This is a genomic window from Actinomadura geliboluensis, from assembly GCF_005889745.1.
GTDB lineage: Bacteria > Actinomycetota > Actinomycetes > Streptosporangiales > Streptosporangiaceae > Spirillospora > Spirillospora geliboluensis.
In genome coordinates this window covers 1-16,414 of the sequence record NZ_VCKZ01000200.1, presented here as the reverse complement: position 1 = coordinate 16,414, position 16,414 = coordinate 1, and the positions used below count along the sequence as shown (strand labels likewise).

Annotated in this window: 19 protein-coding genes and 1 pseudogene; 11 read left to right on the top strand and 9 right to left on the bottom strand. The window is 73.0% G+C overall.

From position 1 onward, the window contains the following. The first annotated feature begins 119 nt into the window (after positions 1-119). Positions 120-374, top strand: coding sequence for a hypothetical protein (locus ETD96_RS24935; protein WP_240808155.1), 255 nt, complete (start codon positions 120-122; stop codon positions 372-374). Positions 375-442: 68 nt separating this feature from the next. Here ETD96_RS24935 and ETD96_RS24930 read toward each other — a convergent pair whose 3' ends face one another. The 3 genes from ETD96_RS24930 to ETD96_RS24920 all read right to left on the bottom strand — a co-directional run bounded on the left by ETD96_RS24930 (position 443) and on the right by ETD96_RS24920 (position 3,185). Beyond that, positions 443-1,627 (bottom strand): CU044_5270 family protein, encoded by a 1,185-nt coding sequence (locus ETD96_RS24930; protein WP_138638902.1) that lies wholly within the window; start codon positions 1,625-1,627, stop codon positions 443-445. Further along, positions 1,624-2,178: an RNA polymerase sigma factor gene (locus tag ETD96_RS24925; protein ID WP_138638909.1), complete on the bottom strand. Its 555-nt coding sequence runs from the start codon at positions 2,176-2,178 to the stop codon at positions 1,624-1,626. The genes ETD96_RS24930 and ETD96_RS24925 overlap by 4 nt, the downstream gene beginning before the upstream one ends. A gap of 119 nt (positions 2,179-2,297) precedes the next feature. Then, positions 2,298-3,185, bottom strand: coding sequence for an alpha/beta fold hydrolase (locus ETD96_RS24920; protein ID WP_138638901.1), 888 nt, complete (start codon positions 3,183-3,185; stop codon positions 2,298-2,300). An 85-nt stretch (positions 3,186-3,270) separates the two neighbouring features. Between ETD96_RS24920 and ETD96_RS24915 the strand changes: the two genes are divergently transcribed. From ETD96_RS24915 to ETD96_RS24885, 7 genes are all read left to right on the top strand, one after another. Then, positions 3,271-3,819 (top strand): CGNR zinc finger domain-containing protein, encoded by a 549-nt coding sequence (locus ETD96_RS24915; protein WP_138638900.1) that lies wholly within the window; start codon positions 3,271-3,273, stop codon positions 3,817-3,819. A 112-nt stretch (positions 3,820-3,931) separates the two neighbouring features. After that, entirely contained in the window at positions 3,932-5,128 is a 1,197-nt protein-coding gene (locus ETD96_RS24910; RefSeq protein ID WP_240808154.1) for a PP2C family protein-serine/threonine phosphatase, read from the top strand. Further along, positions 5,128-6,828: a sensor histidine kinase gene (locus ETD96_RS24905; protein ID WP_240808151.1), complete on the top strand. Its 1,701-nt coding sequence runs from the start codon at positions 5,128-5,130 to the stop codon at positions 6,826-6,828. The genes ETD96_RS24910 and ETD96_RS24905 overlap by 1 nt, the downstream gene beginning before the upstream one ends. Beyond that, complete coding sequence (locus ETD96_RS24900; protein ID WP_138638899.1) at positions 6,825-7,262, top strand: response regulator; 438 nt, start codon at positions 6,825-6,827, stop codon at positions 7,260-7,262. Before ETD96_RS24905 ends, ETD96_RS24900 begins: the two co-directional genes overlap by 4 nt. An 84-nt stretch (positions 7,263-7,346) precedes the next feature. Further along, positions 7,347-7,823 (top strand): MarR family transcriptional regulator, encoded by a 477-nt coding sequence (locus tag ETD96_RS24895; RefSeq protein WP_138638898.1) that lies wholly within the window; start codon positions 7,347-7,349, stop codon positions 7,821-7,823. A gap of 143 nt (positions 7,824-7,966) precedes the next feature. Next, complete coding sequence (locus ETD96_RS24890) at positions 7,967-8,800, top strand: L,D-transpeptidase (RefSeq protein ID WP_138638897.1); 834 nt, start codon at positions 7,967-7,969, stop codon at positions 8,798-8,800. A 55-nt stretch (positions 8,801-8,855) separates the two neighbouring features. Further along, positions 8,856-9,497: a choice-of-anchor P family protein gene (locus ETD96_RS24885; protein WP_138638896.1), complete on the top strand. Its 642-nt coding sequence runs from the start codon at positions 8,856-8,858 to the stop codon at positions 9,495-9,497. A 76-nt stretch (positions 9,498-9,573) separates the two neighbouring features. On the opposite strand, the gene ETD96_RS24880 is transcribed toward ETD96_RS24885, so the two are convergent. The 6 genes from ETD96_RS24880 to ETD96_RS46040 all read right to left on the bottom strand — a co-directional run bounded on the left by ETD96_RS24880 (position 9,574) and on the right by ETD96_RS46040 (position 15,069). After that, positions 9,574-9,999, bottom strand: a complete 426-nt coding sequence (locus tag ETD96_RS24880) for an ATP-binding protein (RefSeq protein ID WP_138638895.1) — start codon at positions 9,997-9,999, stop codon at positions 9,574-9,576. Positions 10,000-10,169: 170 nt separating this feature from the next. Further along, positions 10,170-11,219: an SMP-30/gluconolactonase/LRE family protein gene (locus ETD96_RS24875; protein ID WP_205719447.1), complete on the bottom strand. Its 1,050-nt coding sequence runs from the start codon at positions 11,217-11,219 to the stop codon at positions 10,170-10,172. After that, the gene (locus tag ETD96_RS24870; RefSeq protein WP_138638894.1) at positions 11,216-12,370 is read right to left on the bottom strand and encodes an acyl-CoA dehydrogenase family protein; all 1,155 of its coding nucleotides are present in this window, start codon (positions 12,368-12,370) and stop codon (positions 11,216-11,218) included. Before ETD96_RS24870 ends, ETD96_RS24875 begins: the two co-directional genes overlap by 4 nt. Further along, positions 12,370-13,011 (bottom strand): carboxymuconolactone decarboxylase family protein, encoded by a 642-nt coding sequence (locus tag ETD96_RS24865; protein WP_138638893.1) that lies wholly within the window; start codon positions 13,009-13,011, stop codon positions 12,370-12,372. The genes ETD96_RS24870 and ETD96_RS24865 overlap by 1 nt, the downstream gene beginning before the upstream one ends. Beyond that, a complete protein-coding gene (locus tag ETD96_RS46045) occupies positions 12,995-13,567 on the bottom strand; it encodes a VOC family protein (protein ID WP_205719446.1) in 573 nt (190 codons plus the stop codon). Before ETD96_RS46045 ends, ETD96_RS24865 begins: the two co-directional genes overlap by 17 nt. After that, positions 13,564-15,069, bottom strand: a complete 1,506-nt coding sequence (locus ETD96_RS46040) for an AMP-binding protein (protein WP_205719445.1) — start codon at positions 15,067-15,069, stop codon at positions 13,564-13,566. The genes ETD96_RS46045 and ETD96_RS46040 overlap by 4 nt, the downstream gene beginning before the upstream one ends. A 120-nt stretch (positions 15,070-15,189) precedes the next feature. On the opposite strand from ETD96_RS46040, the gene ETD96_RS24855 reads away from it, so the two are divergent. The 3 genes and pseudogenes from ETD96_RS24855 to ETD96_RS24845 form a co-directional block, all read left to right on the top strand. Next, positions 15,190-15,810, top strand: a complete 621-nt coding sequence (locus tag ETD96_RS24855) for a TetR/AcrR family transcriptional regulator (protein WP_138638892.1) — start codon at positions 15,190-15,192, stop codon at positions 15,808-15,810. Between the two features lie 12 nt (positions 15,811-15,822). Further along, positions 15,823-16,224 (top strand): nuclear transport factor 2 family protein, encoded by a 402-nt coding sequence (locus ETD96_RS24850; RefSeq protein ID WP_205719444.1) that lies wholly within the window; start codon positions 15,823-15,825, stop codon positions 16,222-16,224. Next, positions 16,221-16,414: pseudogene (locus ETD96_RS24845) on the top strand (phosphotransferase family protein); the annotation flags it as partial. The gene ETD96_RS24850 and the pseudogene ETD96_RS24845, both read left to right, overlap by 4 nt.

The window sequence follows — 16,414 nt, the reverse complement described above, 5'->3', positions numbered from 1 at the left end:
GGGTTGTTTTGTCAGACCCTCGCGTAATGATTTCTGTTATGAGCAGAGACACCCATCCGGGGGTGCAGTGCCCGCACTGCCAATCGCATCTCGCGCTCGTCCCCGTGCTTGGAAAACCCGTGCCCGGAAACTCCGCAACCGCACCCGCCACGATCCCCGCCGCCGTCCCCGCCCTGCCGATCGTCGCGAAGGAGGAATGGCAGCCGCCGCCCGTCGCCGAGGTGCTCGCCGTTTACGCCGGACGCGCCAAGGACACCAGGACCGCGACGCGCGGCGCCGCCAAGGTGAGGGAAAGCCTCAACCGCGCGAAGGCCGCCGCCGCGCAGCGCCGGGCCGCGCAGAGAACGGCCCGGCACACCCCCAAAAGCGCCTGATCACATCTCGGCCGCAAACGCCGGGAAGGGACGGCACCGTGATCGGCACCGTCCCTTCCGGGAACGGGTCAGCGCGGGTGGGAGTCGGTCCATTCCGCGGTGACCGTGACGGTGGAGTCCACCGTCCGCCCCGCCGGGATCCGCGTTCCCGCCGCGGGCTCCAGCACGATGTTCTGGCTGGCCAGTGCGGTACCGGTGGCCAGATCAATGATCATTTGACGGCGGATCACACCGCGGTCCGTCCGCTCGTCCACCGCGATGGCGTTTCCCGTCCGCCCCTCCGGGTCGGTGGCCTTCCCGACCGACTTCACCGCGGGGAGCGCGGCCAGCATCCGGAACCCGGCCGCCCGCACCTCCGGCTTCACCGGCATGTCCATCACCAGGCCGCGCGCCACCTCGTAGAGCCACTGGTCCGCCGGCATCCGCTCGTTCGACTCGGTGCCGTGGCCCTTGTACCAGCGCATCAGCTCGGCCTTGAGCCGTGCCGGGTCGGACGGCAGCGACCGCAGGTCCTTCATGGTCACGTTCCGCCCCAGCCAGAACACCTTGTCGCCGTCGACGAGCGGCGCGCTCTGCACCTCGGCGCGGCCGGGCGCGCCCTTCGCCGTGAACGCCTTCAGGCGGCCCTGGCCGGGCTTGGCGTTCGGGGCGGGCGGAACCTCGATCCGGAACGCCGACGGCGACCCGGCGCGCTGCCACGCCGCCACGTCCGCGGGGGTGGCGGGCTTGGCGCCGAGGTTCTGCTGGAGCGTCCACGACCGGACGCCCGGCTTGCTCGGCGTCCACGTCTCCGCCTTGTCCCGGACGACGACGCCGTAGCGGTCCGCGCCCGTCCCGACCAGGTACAGGTGGGACGAGACCGTCACCTGGTGCCAGTACGCCCCGGTCGTCTCGTGCTGCCCGCCGGCCTTCTCCGCCGCCGCGAGCAGCACGGTCTTCGCGTCGAGCGCCGGGACCGCCGCGGTCCCGTTCCCGCCGGGCCCGGGGGCGACTCCGCCGGCCGGGTCGCCGCCGGTCGTGACGACGGCCGCCGCGACGATCGCCCCCGCGGCCACCGCCCCGGCCAGGCTCAGCCCCCACGCGGGGCGCACCCGCCGCCGCTCCGGCGCGACCCGCGCGTCGGCCGCGGCCGCGCCGGGGTCCGCCGCCATCGCGCGGGTCAGCTCCGCGCGCCGGACGTCGTCGCCGACCGCCAGGTCCGGGTCCAGCTCGGCGGGCCTGGCCTGCCGCAGGGTGTGAAGAACGTCCCTCATGTCATCTCCTCGCTGATGATCCCCACCTGCGGCCGCGTGCCGCCCCGTGCCGGGCTGCCCCCGGCCGTGTCCTGCTCCGCCGCGCGGAGCAGCCGGCGCCGCGCCCGGTGCAGCCGCACCCGCAGCGCGGCGGGCGAGCAGCGGACGACCTTGGCCGCCTCGCGCGGTGTCAGCCCCTGCCAGGCGACGAGGATCAGGACCTCGCGGTCGGCCTCCGGCAGCGCCGCCATCGCGCGCAGCACGGCGAGCCGCTCCGCGACGTCCTCGGCGATGTCGCCCGCCGGGCGGGCCGCCCACCGGCCGAGCTCCGCCGTGAACGCCTCGCGCCGCACCTGCGCCCGGTGGCCGTCGCGGAGCACGTTCCGCGCGACGCCGAGCAGCCACGGCAGGGCCGGGTCGGGGACGTCGGCGAGCCGCCGCCACGCGACCGCGAACGTCTCGCTCACCACCTCGTCCGCCGCCTGCCGCCCGGCGCGCGCGGCGGCGTACGCCCACACGTTCTGTCGGCACGCGTCGTAGATCGCGGTGAAGCGCCGCTCATCGGGGGTCATGCCGGTCACCGCCCGTCCCTCCGCCGCTGTCTTCTGGCACCGCTGCTCCGTCCGTCCAGGTGTTCATGTCACGAGGTAGTGGCCGGACGGACCGCCTTGTTACAGCGGATCGGGGAGAGTCAGAGCGAATCGAGGAAACGGGCGATCAGCGGAGCGATCTCGGCCAGCCGATCCTCCAGCGCGAAGTGGCCGGTGTCGAACACGTGCAGGTCGGCGTCCGGCAGGTCGCGCAGGTAGGCGCGGGCTCCGGGCTCGGGGAAGAACATGTCGTCGCGCCCCCACACGATGAGGGCGGGCGGGGTGTGCTCGCGCAGCCACGCCTGCCAGGCCGGGTACCGCTCGACGTTCGAGTGGTAGTCGAAGGCGAGGTCGATCTGCGGCCTGGTCCGTCCTGGCAGGTCGAGGAAGTGCTGGTCGAGGGTCCAGCCGTCGGGGGCGATGAGCTCGGGGTCGGACGTCCCGCCCTCGTACTGGCCGCGCGTGGCGGGCAGCGTCAGCAGGTCCAGGACGGCCTTCTCCGCGCCCTCCGTCTCGGGACGCAGCGCGATGAAGTCCCGGGCGCCCGGCGAGAGGCCCTCCTCGTAGGCGTTGCCGTTCTGGACGACGAGGCCCGCGATCCACTCCGGGTGCCGCAGCGCGAGCCGGAAGCCGACGGGCGCGCCGAAGTCGAACATGTACAGGGCGAAGCGGCGCAGGCCGAGGCGCTCGACGAAGCCCTCCATCACGTCGGCGAGCCCGTCGAAGGTGTAGGCGAACGTCCCGCCGGCGGACGCGGGCGCGGGGACGTCGCTGTGCCCGAACCCCGGATAGTCCGGGGCGATCAGCCGGTAGCGGGTGCCGAGCACGTCGATCAGCCGCCGGAACTGGTGCGACGCGGACGGGAAGCCGTGCAGCAGGAGCAGGACGGGCGCGCCCGAGTCGGCGGGCAGCGACTCGCGGTAGAAGACGCGGATCCCGTCCACGTCGAGGTGGCGGTGCACGGTGTGGGCGAGGGTGGGGACCGTCATTTCACATGCCTCCTAAGGCTGGAGATGCATTAGATGTAGCCGAGCGCGATCTAATGTGTCAACAGCCGGATGTAGCATTAGCCGCATGAGCGACACCGTCCCGCTGACCGGAGAGCCCCTCGCGCTGGACCTGCTCAACACCCGTCCGGCCACCGGAGACCTGATCGCCACCGCCGGCGGCCTGGCCGCCTGGCTGGCCCTCGAAGACGGGCGGGTGCCCGAGCCCGCGGAGGCGCTCACACCGGCGGATGTGGCGGCCGTCCACGCCGTCCGGGAGCACACGGCCGCCGCCATCGAACGCGCCCGGCGCGGCGAGCGGCCGCCCGGCGACGCGCTCGACGGCCTCGCCGAAGCCCAGCGCCGCGCCCCGGCGATCAAACGCCCGGCCTGGGACGGGACGGCCGTCACCGTGGTCCCGGAGCGCCCCGGGCGCTACGGCGCGCGGCTCGCCGCGCACCTGGCCGAGGCCGCGGCGGTCCTGCTCGCCGACCCGGCGATCGGGCGCGTCCGCCAGTGCGAGGCGGCGGGCTGCACCCTGCTCTTCCTGCCCGCGCATCCGCGCCGCCGCTGGTGCTCGGCGGCCCGCTGTGGAAACCGCGAGCGGGTCGCGCGCTACTACGCACGACGCAAGTAGGTTGTGGCTGGTGCATACCGGTCACCCGGGTGCCCTTAATATTTGCTCGACGACAACCAAACCCCCGCCGCCCTGGTTCATCCGGTTGCGCCTCGACCGAAGGAGCTGAGACATGGCCGCGATGCACAGTCGCGGTGCGGAGCGACTCCTCGGCGTGGCCGGCTCCCCGCACCTCCTCCTCGTCGAGGACGACCCCGGCGACGCGTTCCTGTTCGAGGAGCTGCTCACCGAGGCGCAGCCCGGTGTCCGGATCACCGTCGCGACCACGCTGCGGGAGGCGCTCGACGCGCTCCGGCCCGAGATCCAGTGCGTCATCGTCGACCTGTCGCTGCCCGACGCGCGCGGCCTCGACGCCCTCCACCAGGTGCGCACCCACGCGCCCGCCACCGCCGTGCTCGTGCTGACCGGCCTCGCCGACGCCCACGTCGGCGTCGAGGCCGTCGCCGCCGGCGCCCAGGACTACCTCGTCAAGCAGGACGTGGACGGCGCGCTGCTCACCCGCGCCATCAGCTACGCGATCGAGCGCAAGCGCGCCGACGAGTCCGAGCGGCAGCTCGTCGAGGCGCGCGCGCTGAGCCGCGAGAACGCGCGGCTGGAGCGGGGCCTGCTGCCCGTCCCGATCCTCACCGACGGAACGCTGCGCCACCACACCCGCTACCGGCCCGGACGCGACCGCGCCCTGCTCGGCGGCGACTTCTACGACACCGTGCAGACCGACGACGGCGCCGTCCACGTGGTGATCGGCGACGTCAGCGGGCACGGCGCGGACGAGGCGTCCCTCGGGGTACGGCTCCGCATGGCGTGGCGGACGCTCGTCCTCGCCGGGCACACCGGCGCGCGGCTGCTCGACACGCTCGACGCCGTCCTGCAGCACGAGCGATGGGGGGAGGAGATCTTCACCACCGTGTGCATGCTGACGATCGCGCCGGACCGGCGCAGCGCCCGGATGCACCGGGCCGGGCACCCGCGCCCGCTGTTCTTCGGGCCGGGCGGCGTCGAGGTCGTCCCGGACGAGCCCCGCGGCCCCGCCCTCGGGTTGATCCCCGGCGTCGACTGGCCCGCCCTCGACCTGGACCTCGGCGAGTCGTGGGGGATGCTCCTCTACACCGACGGCCTGATCGAGGGGCGGGTCGGCGACGACGAGTACCTCGACCTGTCCGGGCTGGTGGAGCTGGCGAAGACGGCGCACGACGCGGGCCGGCGGGGCGAGGTGCTCATCGACGACCTCATCGCGGAGGCCGAGCGGTTGAACGGCGGTGTCCTGTCCGACGACCTGGCCGTGCTGCTGCTGAGCCGGGGAGACGGCTGATGGCGGACGAGCAGCCCCCCGTCGAGCAGCCCTCCGGCTTCCCCCAAGAGCTGAGGATGAGCGGCCCGGCGGTCGTGATGCCCGCGGGCACTTTGCCCGAGGGGCACGGGATGGGCCGGCTCCGGCTCGTCCGGATCTACCAGATCGGCGCGTTCGTCCTCGCGGTGCTCCTGCTGGCCGCGTTCACGCAGGCCGGGGCGGCCCTGTTCGGGAGCCGCGAGGCGCGGGACGTCCTCATCAACCAGGTCGACCCGGCGACGCTGGAGCAGTTCCGCCTCACCACCGCCGTCACGGGCCAGGACATGGCGATCCGCGACTACGCGCAGGACGGCGGCGCCGAGGAGGTGGCCCGGTACCGCGACGCCGTGCGGCTGGAGGAGCAGGCCGCGGCGCGGATGCGCCGGCTGCTGGCCGGGGTGCCGGAGAGCGGGGACGTCGTCCGCCTCCTGGACAAGGCCACCGCCGACTCCGCGGCGTGGCGCGCCGCCTTCGCGGACCGGATCGCCGCCGGGCCCGGCGGCCAGGGCATCGACCCGGACGCGAGCCGCGAGGCGCGCCGGCTGCTCAACCAGGCGCGCGGCGACATGACCCCGCTGCAGATCGGCCTCACCGAGCTGCACGACCGCGCCGCCGAGAAGGTCCGGTCCCGCGCGAGCGCGGCCCAGTGGTCGACGGTCGCCGCGCTCGTCATGGTCGTCGTGGCGGCGCTGGCGCTCGCCGTGCTGCTGCGCCGCACCGTGCTGATCCCGGTGTCCGGCCTGACCGGACGCGTCCGCGCCGTGGCCCAGGGCGACTTCGAGCACCCGCTGGACGTGCCGGGCCCGGCCGAGATCAACGAGCTGGCCGCGATCATCGACGCGATGCGCGACCGGATCATCCGGCAGTGGCGGATCAGCGAGGAGAAGACCCGGCTGCTCGACGAGCAGACCGCGGAGCTGCGCCGCTCCAACTCCGAGCTGGAGCAGTTCGCCTACGTCGCGAGCCACGACCTGCAGGAGCCGCTGCGCAAGGTCGCGAGCTTCTGCCAGATGATCGAGCGCCGGTACGGGGACCAGCTGGACGACCGCGGCCGGCAGTACATCGAGTTCGCGGTGGACGGCGCCAAGCGCATGCAGGCGCTCATCAACGACCTGCTGAGCTTCTCCCGCGTCGGCCGGATGGCCCGCCCCGAGGAGTCGGTCGACCTCGGCGCGGTCGCCCGGCAGGCCCTGGACAACCTGGCGACGCTCCGCGAGGAGACCGGCGCCGAGGTGGACGTCGCGGAGCTGCCGCACGTGTCCGGCGACCGCACCCAGCTGACCCAGCTGTTCCAGAACCTTCTCGGCAACGCCATCAAGTTCCGGCGCGAGGGCGTGCCGCCCCGGGTGGTCATCGACGCCCGCCGCACCGGCGACGAGTGGGAGTTCCGCTGCGCCGACAACGGCATCGGCGTGGAGCCCCGGTACGCCGACCGGATCTTCCTGATCTTCCAGCGGCTGCATCCGCGGGACGAGTACACCGGCACGGGCATCGGCCTGGCGCTCTGCAAGAAGATCGTCGAGTACCACGGCGGGCGCATCTGGCTCGACGGCGCGGACCGCGGCGGCGAGCCCGGCACCACCTTCCGCTGGACCCTGCCGGCCCACGCGCACCTCACCAACGGCGACGACATCAACGGCGACGACATCAACGGCGACGACACAAACGGAGACGACGCATGAACGAAGGTCCGCGTCCCATCGAGGTCCTACTCGTCGAGGACGACCCCGGTGACGTCCTGCTGACCGTCGAGGCGTTCGAGCACAACAAAGTGAACAACACCCTCAGCGTCGTCAACGACGGCGAGCAGGCGATGGCGTTCCTGCGCCGGGAGGGCGAGTACGCGGACGCGCCCCGCCCCGACCTCGTGCTGCTGGACCTGAACCTGCCGCGCAAGGACGGCCGCGAGGTGCTCGGCGAGATCAAGGCCGACGAGGACCTGCGGAGCATCCCGGTCGTCGTGCTCACCACGTCCGAGGCCGACGAGGACATCCTGCGCAGCTACCACCTGCACGCGAACGCCTACGTCACCAAGCCGGTCGACTTCGACCAGTTCATCTCCGTCGTCCGCCGGATCGACGACTTCTTCGTCACGGTGGTGAAGCTGCCGCGCTGACCCGCGGTGCGTTGACGAGGCCCGGCGCGGCGCCTGGAGGGGCCCGGGTGCCGTGCCGGGCACCGTTATGTAACAGTGGGAGGCATGGTCGGAACGCCGGGTGAGGGAGCCGCGGAGTCCACTGCGGCGGCCCTGGACGACGTGGCCGCCACTCTCATGAACGTCTGGTCCCGGCCCCACAACGCCCCCGACGTGCCCGTTCCGTCCACGCAGCTGCGCGCGCTGCTCGTGCTGGAGCGCGGCCCGGTCAACATCAGCAGCCTGGCGGGCGAGCTGGGCGCGCTGGTGTCCTCGGCGAGCCGGCTGTGCGACCGGCTGGAGGCGTCCGGTCTGCTGGCCCGCGACTCCGGCCGCGACCGCCGGGAGGTGACCGTGCGGCTGAGCGCGGACGGGCGGGCGCTGGTCGGCCGGCTCCGGGAGCGGCGGCAGGCGGAGCTCACCCGGGTGCTGGCCCAGATGCCGGCCTCCGCGCGCGCGGCGCTGCTGTGGGGGCTCACGGAGTTCCACGAGGCGGCCTCCAGGCGGGACGGCGAGGACGGCTCGCTCTCCATGCTCGCCTGACCTGTCCGCTTTATTTGAGTAAGTCGCAACCCTCCGCAACACACCCACTAAATCGCGGCTTATTGCTAATTGCAATGGCGGCTCGCCGTTCTTTTTCGCCATTCTCGGTACGACCGCCTTCGCCACTACTAATATCCCGGCCCATGGCGACCACTAACGCTCCGCGGTACTCCCGTCACGCCGCGCTGCTCGGCGCGGCCGCCGCCGTGCTGCTGCTCGGCGGATGCGGCGGCGCCGCCCAGCACCGCACGGCGTCCGCCGGCGAGCGGAGCGCCGGCCCGAGCGCCGGCACCGGCACGGGCGCCGCCAAGGTCCCCGAGGCCACCACGTTCACCACCGTCCGCGGCGCGCCCGAGGACGCGGCGCCGGCCGCCGGCGCCGACGGCGAGGGCGGCACCGACGGCACCGTCGTCCACCCGACCGGGCCCGCCCCGGTGTTCGACCGGCCCGGCGGGCGCCGCATCGCGACCCTGCCCGCCACCCAGCTGGGCGGCCCCACCTGGGTGCCCGTGGTGGAGACCTCCGGCGAGTGGCGGCGCGTGCTGCTGCCGAGCCGTCCCAACCGGGCGAGCGGCTGGCTCGCCGGCACCGGGCTGCGCACCGCGCGCACGCCCTACACCGTCCGGGTCGAGGTCGCGAAGCGGCAGCTCACGCTGCTGAAGTCGGGGCGCCGCGCGGGCCGGTGGACGGTCGCGGTCGGCGGCGCCAAGACCCCGACGCCGGCCGGCCGGACGTTCATCATGGCCTCGGTCCTGCCGGGGAAGAAGACGCCGAGCCCGCTCGTCCTGCCGCTCGGCACCCACTCGGCGACCCTGGACACCTTCGGCGGCGGGCCCGGCACCGTCGCCCTGCACGGCTGGCCCGACGCCTCCGTGTTCGGCAAGGCCGTCACGCACGGCTGCGTGCGGGTGCCGGCGGACGCGCTGAAGGCGCTGTCCCGCGTGCCGCTCGGCTCGCCGGTGCTCATCACCGCCTGACCAGACCCCGCTCGACCAACCTCAACGAGTACCTTTCCAGAATCGGAGCACACCCATGCGTCACCGCCATGTCGTCAGCTGCCTCGCCGCCGGCCTGCTCGCCGGCGGGCTCGCGGCCGTCCCGGCGCAGGCCGCCACCGCCCCCGCGGGCGAGGGGTCCGCGTACGGGCTGGCGATCACCGGGCCGATCACGGTCCCGCCGGTGCCGGCCGTCTCGTCCACCACCGAGGAGGTCAACAAGAGACTCCTGCGGGAGAACCACACCGACCTCGCCGACGCGGAGGCCCTGCACGTCAGCGCCTCGCCGTCCCGCGCCCGCTCGACCGTCACGCGGCTCGCCGTCCCGTCCGCGGACCTGCTCGCCAGCGCCGTGTCGGCCAAGTGCGTCGACGGCCGCGGCTCCGCGCACCTCGGCCGCGCCGTCCTCGCGGGCAAGCGGCTGGACGCCTCGCCGCCGCCGAACACCACCATCCCGGTCGACGTGGACGGCGTCGGCCGGACGGCGCTGATCCTCAACAAGCAGCAGCGCACCGCGGACGGCCGGCTCGCCGTCACCGCGATGGAGCTGGCGCTGCCCCGCGACAAGGGCACGCTCCGGGTCGCGTCCGCCACCTGCGGCCGCGGCGCCCCGGCGCGCGCGCCGAAGGAGGCGCCCGCGCCGACGCCCGTCGAGCACGACATCCCGGTCACCGGCTGACGGCGGCCACGACCCGGCCCGGGTGACCGGTCCGGCGGCGCGCGCCGCCGGGCCCGTCACCCGGGCCGCGGGCCGGTCACCCGGCCAGCGACTTCTCGAAATGCACGATCGCGCCGGTGCGGTGCACCCGGTCGGCGATGCGAAGCTCCTCCGTGAACGCCCGCATCAGCCGCAGCCCCCGGCCGTGTTCGGCCAGGGGCGCCGCGTCCGCGGGCTCCCATTCCGTTTCTATGACGCTCCCGTCGCCTTCCCCCGCGTCCGTGCCCCCGTCGATGACTTCCACGACGCATCGCGCGCCGTCCATCCGCGCCCGGACCTCGTACTCCATTCCGGAGGCGGCATGCTGGATGACGTTCGCGCACGCCTCTCCGAGCGCCAGCGCGATATCGGCACGGATCTCGGAACCCACTCCGAGCCCGCGAAGGGAAGCGTCGAGCGTGTGCCGCACCAGCGGAGCGCTCTCGGCGTTCCTCGGCAGGGTCATTTCGAGAACGACCTCCATGCCAACCGCCTCCGTTCCCTCTAGCAGGCAGATTTCCCAGCAGTCACCCCGGGAAACTCCGCCCACCGAAAAAACGCGGTGCCCGCCTATTCCAAGAAACGGCCATGAGCGTCCGAATCCCCGCCCGCCGGGCGGCCGGCGGGCGGGGCGGTCGGCGGCGCGGCCGCGCGTCAGGCGTGGTTGAGCACCAGGCCGGGGAACGGCCAGTTCTCGATCTTCAGAAGCCGGCCGGTGCTGGAGGCGGTCACATAGGCGGTGCGCATGTCGTCGCCGCCCCAGGTGATGTTGGTGATGCCCGGGTCGCCGTCCACGTCGATGTCGACGAAGCGGACCAGGTCGCCCTCCGGGCTGATGATCGAGATGCCCGCGTGCACCATCGACGCGACGCAGACGTTGCCGTGGCCGTCCACGCCGAGCGAGTCGAAGTTGGTGTAGTCGGGCGCGGTGTAGAGGAAGTTGCCGCCGCCGGAGCCGCCGAGCGACCTCCCGCCCTTGATCTCGCCGGGGCCGGTGACGTCCCACCACCAGACCCGCGCCGTGTAGGTCTCGCTGACGTACAGGCGCGTGCCGTCGGGGGAGAGGCCGATGCCGTTCGGGCCCTCCATCCCGGCGGCGATCATCTCGATGGAGGAGCCGTCCGCCTTGGCGTAGAACAGGCGGCCCTTGTCGCCGGTGACTCCGTCGCTCTTGCCGTAGTCGGTGAAGTAGATGCCGCCGTGGGCGTCCACCACGAGGTCGTTGGGCCCGCGGAGGCCGTCGCTGTAGAGGGTCTCGACGGAGCCGTCCGTCAGGTCGACGGCCTGGATGCTCCCGCCCTCGTAGTCGGCGGGGATGCCGCCCGCGAACACGAACCCGCCGACCTCGAACCGGTTGAGGCCGCCGGAGTTGGCGATGTAGACCCGCCCGTCCGGGCCGAGCGCCGACCCGTTCGGGCCGCCGCCGGTCTCCGCCGCGACGGACGTGGTGCCGTCCGGCTTCACGCGGGTCAGCGTGCCCCGGTGCAGCTCGACGACGAGCACGTCCCCGTTCGGCAGGACGGTCGGGCCCTCGGGGAACAGGAGCCCCTCGGCCAGCTTGGTGATCTTCAATTTCTTTCCCTTTCGCGGACGCGGCCGGCCGGCGGCGGCCGCGGTGCCGGACGTGCCGAGGACGGTGCCGGACGTGCCGAGCACGGCCGCCATGCCGAACCCGCCGAGCAGCGACCTGCGGGTGAGTCTCATGCGAGCTCCCGCAGGATGCGGCGGGCGGTGCTCTGGACGTGGACCTCGTCCGGGCCGTCGTAGATGCGGGCCTCGCGGGCGTGCCGGTACATGCGGGACAGCGGCGTGTCGTCGGTGAGCCCGGCGGCGCCGTGCACCTGGACGGCGCGGTCGATGACGTTGTGCAGCATCCGCGCCCCGACCACCTTGATCGCGCCGATCTCGATACGCGCCTGGCTGCCCGCGTCGATCTGCTCGGCGGCCTGGAGGGTGAGCAGGCGCGCTGCCTGGATTTCGGTGTAGGAGTCGAAGACGTGCTGCTGCATCAGCTGCTTCGCCGACAGCGGCTCGCCGAACGCGACGCGGGCGCCGAGGCGGGCGCACATCAGCTCGAACGCGCGCTGGGCCTGGCCGAGCCAGCGCATGCAGTGGAAGATGCGGCCGGGGCCGAGGCGGTCCTGGGCGATGACGAAGCCCTGCCCGCGCGGGCCGAGGAGGTTGTCGGCGGGGACGCGCACGTCGTCGTAGGCGACCTCGTAGTGGCCGCCGTTGATGCCGAGGACGGGCGTCTCCCGGACGATCCGGTACCCCGGCGTGTCCGTCGGCACGATGATCATGCTGAAGGAGCGGTGCGGGGCCGTCCCCTCGGGCTCGGTGCGGCACATGACCGTGGTGTAGGCGGCGTCGGCGGCGCCCGTCGTGAACCACTTGCGGCCGCTGATGACCCAGTGGTCGCCGTCCAGTACGGCCTTCGTCCGGAGCTGCGTCGGGTCGGAGCTGGCGATGTCGGGCTCGGTCATCGCGAAGCTCGGCGAGACCTCGCCCGCGACCATCGGGGCCAGGTAGCGATCGCGCCAGCGGGGGCTCGCGTACTTGTGCAGCATCAGCGAGTCCTGGAGGGTGAACGTGCCGAGGGCGAGCTGCCCCCATTCGCTGCGCCCCTGCACCTCGTTGACGTAGACGTAGTCGAGGAACGGCAGGCCGCCGCCGCCCAGTTCGGTGGGGTGGCCGAGCGCCCACAGGCCCTCGGCCTTCGCCTCCTCCCGCAGCTCGCGGAGCGTCTCGCGGTCGCCGCCGTTCAGGGCGGGTTCGGCCGGTTCGACGCGCTCGGTCATGAAGGCGTGCACGGCGTCCCGGACGCCGCGGACCCGCTCGGGTACGGGGAACAGCATCAGCCCGCCCCGGTCAGGTCGGCCGAGATGTCGCGGTCGCCGTAGCCCTCGGGCGCCGCGACCTCCACGATCGGCTCGGGGCGGTCGTCGAACTCCAGGCGCAGCGCGCGGGACATCGTCGCGTGCATCTCGTACATGCACGTGATGTAGGTGAGCTGGAGGATCTCCTTGTCGGAGAGGTGCTCCTTGAGGATGTCGAAGACCGCGTCGGGCGTCCGGCCGCCGTCCAGGACGAGGCAGTCGGTGTAGGCGAGGACGGCCCGCTCCAGCGGCGAGTAGCAGTCGGCCGTCTGCCAGTGCGGGATGGACTCGATCTTCTCCTCGGCCATGCCGAGCGCCCGCATCTGCTTGCAGTGCTGCGAGAACACGAACTGGCTGCCGCGCGCCCAGCCGGCCCGGCACTGGCCCAGCTCCCGCAGCACGGGGTCGAGGTCGGCGTTGCGGTACAGCGCGAAGCCCCGGACGGCGTGCCGGAACACGTCGGGGGACTGGGCGAACACCGTCCACCAGTCGCCGGGCGAGCCGGTCGCGGTGCCGTGGTCGACGGCCGGGTCGCGGTCGGGCGCGAACAGGTGGTCGTAGAAGAAGAGGATGCGCTCGTCGGTGACTTCGGCGCGGGGGACCTCACGCAGTCGCGGCATGCTTGTCCTTCGAGACGGTGCGGTCGGCGGCGGTCTTGGGCTCGTGGGAGACGTCGGAGTCGTCGAACTCGCGCGTCCAGCAGGCGAATTCGAGGAGGATCCCGTCGGGGTCCTGGAAGTAGAAGGAGCGGACGAACACCCCGTCGTTGACGTCGCGGGAGACGCCCATCGGGCTGTCGTCGTGGTTCAGGATGGGGCTGACCGTGACGCCCTTCTCCTTGAGCCGCGTGCGGTACTCCTCGAACCTCTCCGGCGGGACGTGGAAGGCGACATGGTTCATCGACCCGACCGCGCTGAGCAGTTTGCCCTGCTCGGGGCGGCCGGCGGGCGCGGAGATCCCGGGGACGGCGTCCGGCGCGTCCGGGAACCAGAAGAACGCCACGCAGTCGCCGCCGCCGCAGTCGAAGAAGAAGTGCTGGCCCAGTCCGGCGGGCAGGTCGAGGGTCTTGATGAGCGGCATTCCGAGGACGCCGGAGTAGAAGTCGATGGTGCGTTTCATGTCGGACGACACCAGCGCCAGGTGGTTGATGCCGCCGAGTTCGAACTCGGTGTTCACGTGACCTCCTTGAATCGGGAGCGCAGTTCGCGTTTCAGGACCTTGCCGGCGACGTTGCGGGGCAGTTCGCGGACGAATTCGACGCGGCGCGGCACCTTGTAGCCGCCGAGGTGCTCGCGGGCGAACGCGATGACGTCGTCCGCGCCGATCTCCTCGCGCGCGACGACGGCGGCGCAGACCGACTCGCCCCAGCGCGGGTCGGGGACGCCGAACACGGCCGCGTCCGCGATCGCCGGGTGCCGGTAGAGGACCTGCTCGACCTCGCGGGACGCCACGTTCTCCCCGCCGGTGATGATCATGTCCTTGATCCGGTCGACGATGTAGACCATGCCCTCGGCGTCCCGCCGGACGACGTCGCCGGTGCGGAACCAGCCGTCCCGGAACGCCTCGGCGGTCAGCTCCGGCTCGCGCCAGTAGCCGCGCATCACCTGGTCGCAGCGCACGACCATCTCGCCGGGCTCGCCGTCCGGGACGTCGCGGAAGTCCTCGTCCACGATCCGGACGTCGGCGAGGTCCATGACGCGGCCGGCGGCGGCGAGCAGGTGGGTCTCCCCGGCGGCGGCGCGGCGGTGCTCGGCGATCCCGAAGTGCAGGATGTTGCCGCCGAGCTCGCTCATCCCCATGCCCTGGTAGAAGTCGCAGCCGAGGACGTCCATCCCGCGGCGCAGCACCTCGGCAGGGATCGCGGACGCGCCGTACCCGATGGCCTGCAGCGTGCCGAGGTCGCGGTCCTCGATGCCGGGGTGGGACAGCAGGAAGGCGATCATCGTCGGCGCGAGCCCGGTCTGCGTGATCCGCCATTCGGCGACCCGCCGCAGGAACGTGTCGTTGTCGTAGGACCGGACGATCCCGACCGTCGCGCCGCGCATGTGGTAGACGACGGCCGTGTAGCCGCCGACGTGGCAGAGCGGGAAGCAGAACAGGAACCGCGTCGCGTCCGGGATCTCCCAGTGCGCCACCGAGCCGACCACCCCGGTGACCAGGTTGCGGTGGCTGAGCATGACGCCCTTGGGCCGGCCGGTGGTGCCGCTGGTGTAGACGAGCCAGGCGACGGAGTCCTCGTCGGGGCGCGGCGGCTCGGTCGCGGGCGCCTTCGCGACCAGGTCGCGGTAGTCGTCGTCCAGGTTCAGGACGGTCTTCACGGTCGGCATCGCGTCGCGGAGCCGGTCCATCTCCTCGACGTACTCGCTGCTCACGAGGAGCACCGACGCCTGCGCGTGGGCGACGAGCCCCGCGATCTCGGACGGGTGCAGCCGGTGGTTGAGGAAGGTCAGCGCCATCCCGGCGCCCGGCACGCCGTAGTACAGGTCGAAGTACTCCGGCCGGTTCCCCGACAGCACGGCCACCCGGTCGCCCGGCTCGGCGACCGTGAGCAGGGCGTTCGCGGTGCGCCGCACCCGGTCGCGCAGTTCGGCGTACGTGACCGCCTCGTCCTCGAACAGGATCGCCGGCCGCTCGGGGTGCTTGCGCGCCGCGTACTCGACGATGTCGTTGATCAGCATGCCCGGCCCGCCATCGCGCCTCCCAGAAGTTGACTTGACAGTCATATCAACTTGCTCGATGCTCGGATACTGTTCCTGCGAGCATCGGGTTGTCAAGCCCCGGAGAAAGGAACCACGGTCATGCGGAGCGGCGACGAATCCGGCGGCCAGCCGCTCACCGAGCGCGGCGCCCGGACCAGGGAGCGCCTGCTCACGGCCGCCCGCGAGGTGTTCGAGGAGCACGGCTTCCTGGAGACCCGCGTCGCGCACATCACCCGGCACGCCCGGGTCGCCTACGGGTCCTTCTACACCTACTTCCCGTCGAAGGAGGCCGTTTTCCTGGAGGTCGCCGACCGGCTGTTCGCCGACATGACCGACCACGCGCTCGTCCCGCTGACCGGCCCGTCCCCGGCCGCCCGCATCCGCCGCGCCAACCGCGCCTACTACGAGGCGTACCTGCGCAACGCGAAGATGATGGCGATCATCGAGCAGGTCGCGACGTTCAACGCCGAGTTCCAGGAGCTGCGCCGCAAGCACCGGGCCGCGTCCGCCGAGCGCTCCGCGCGGGCGATCGCGCGCTGGCAGCGCGAGGGGCTCGTCCCGGCCGACCTCGACCCCGAGACCGCCGCCCGCGCCCTCGCCGCGATGGTGGACCACTCGCTGTACCTGTCGCTCGTCCAGGGCAACGACCCCCCGGGCACCGAGCGGCTCCTGGACACCCTGGACACTCTCACCGTCCGAGCCCTCGGCCTGCCGTCCTGACGAAGGAGACCCGTGGAACTCGCCGACCGCTTCATGACCGCCATCACCTCGGGAGACGTCGACGCCCTTCGCGCGATCTACGCGCCGGACGCCCGGATCTGGCACAACGGACCCGGCCCCGGCGGCGGCTCCGAGCAGAGCGTCGACGACAACCTCCGCACGCTGCGCTGGCTGTCGCGCAACCTGGCGGACTTCCGCTACGAGGAGATCCGCCGCGACCCCCTGCCGGACGGCTACGTCCAGCGGCACGTCCTGCGCGGCACCCTCCCGGACGGGACGCCCGTCGAGATGGCCGCGTGCCTGTTCGCGACCGTCGCGGACGGGCGGATCGCGCGCATCGAGGAGTACGCCGACACCCGGGGGAGCGACCCGCTCCGCGACCTCGCCGCCGCCCAGCGCGCGGCCCGCGCATGACCGCCGTGGCGGCCGCGCTCGCGGCCCGCCTGGGCTCGGAGATCACCGGCCTGCGCCGGCTCTCCGGCGGCGCCAGCCGCGAGACCTGGGCGTTCGACGCAGGCGGCCGCGCCCTGATCCTGCGCCGCGACCCGCCCGGCTCGCCCGACCCGACCGCGATGGCCCGCGAGGCGGCGCTGCTGGCCTCCGC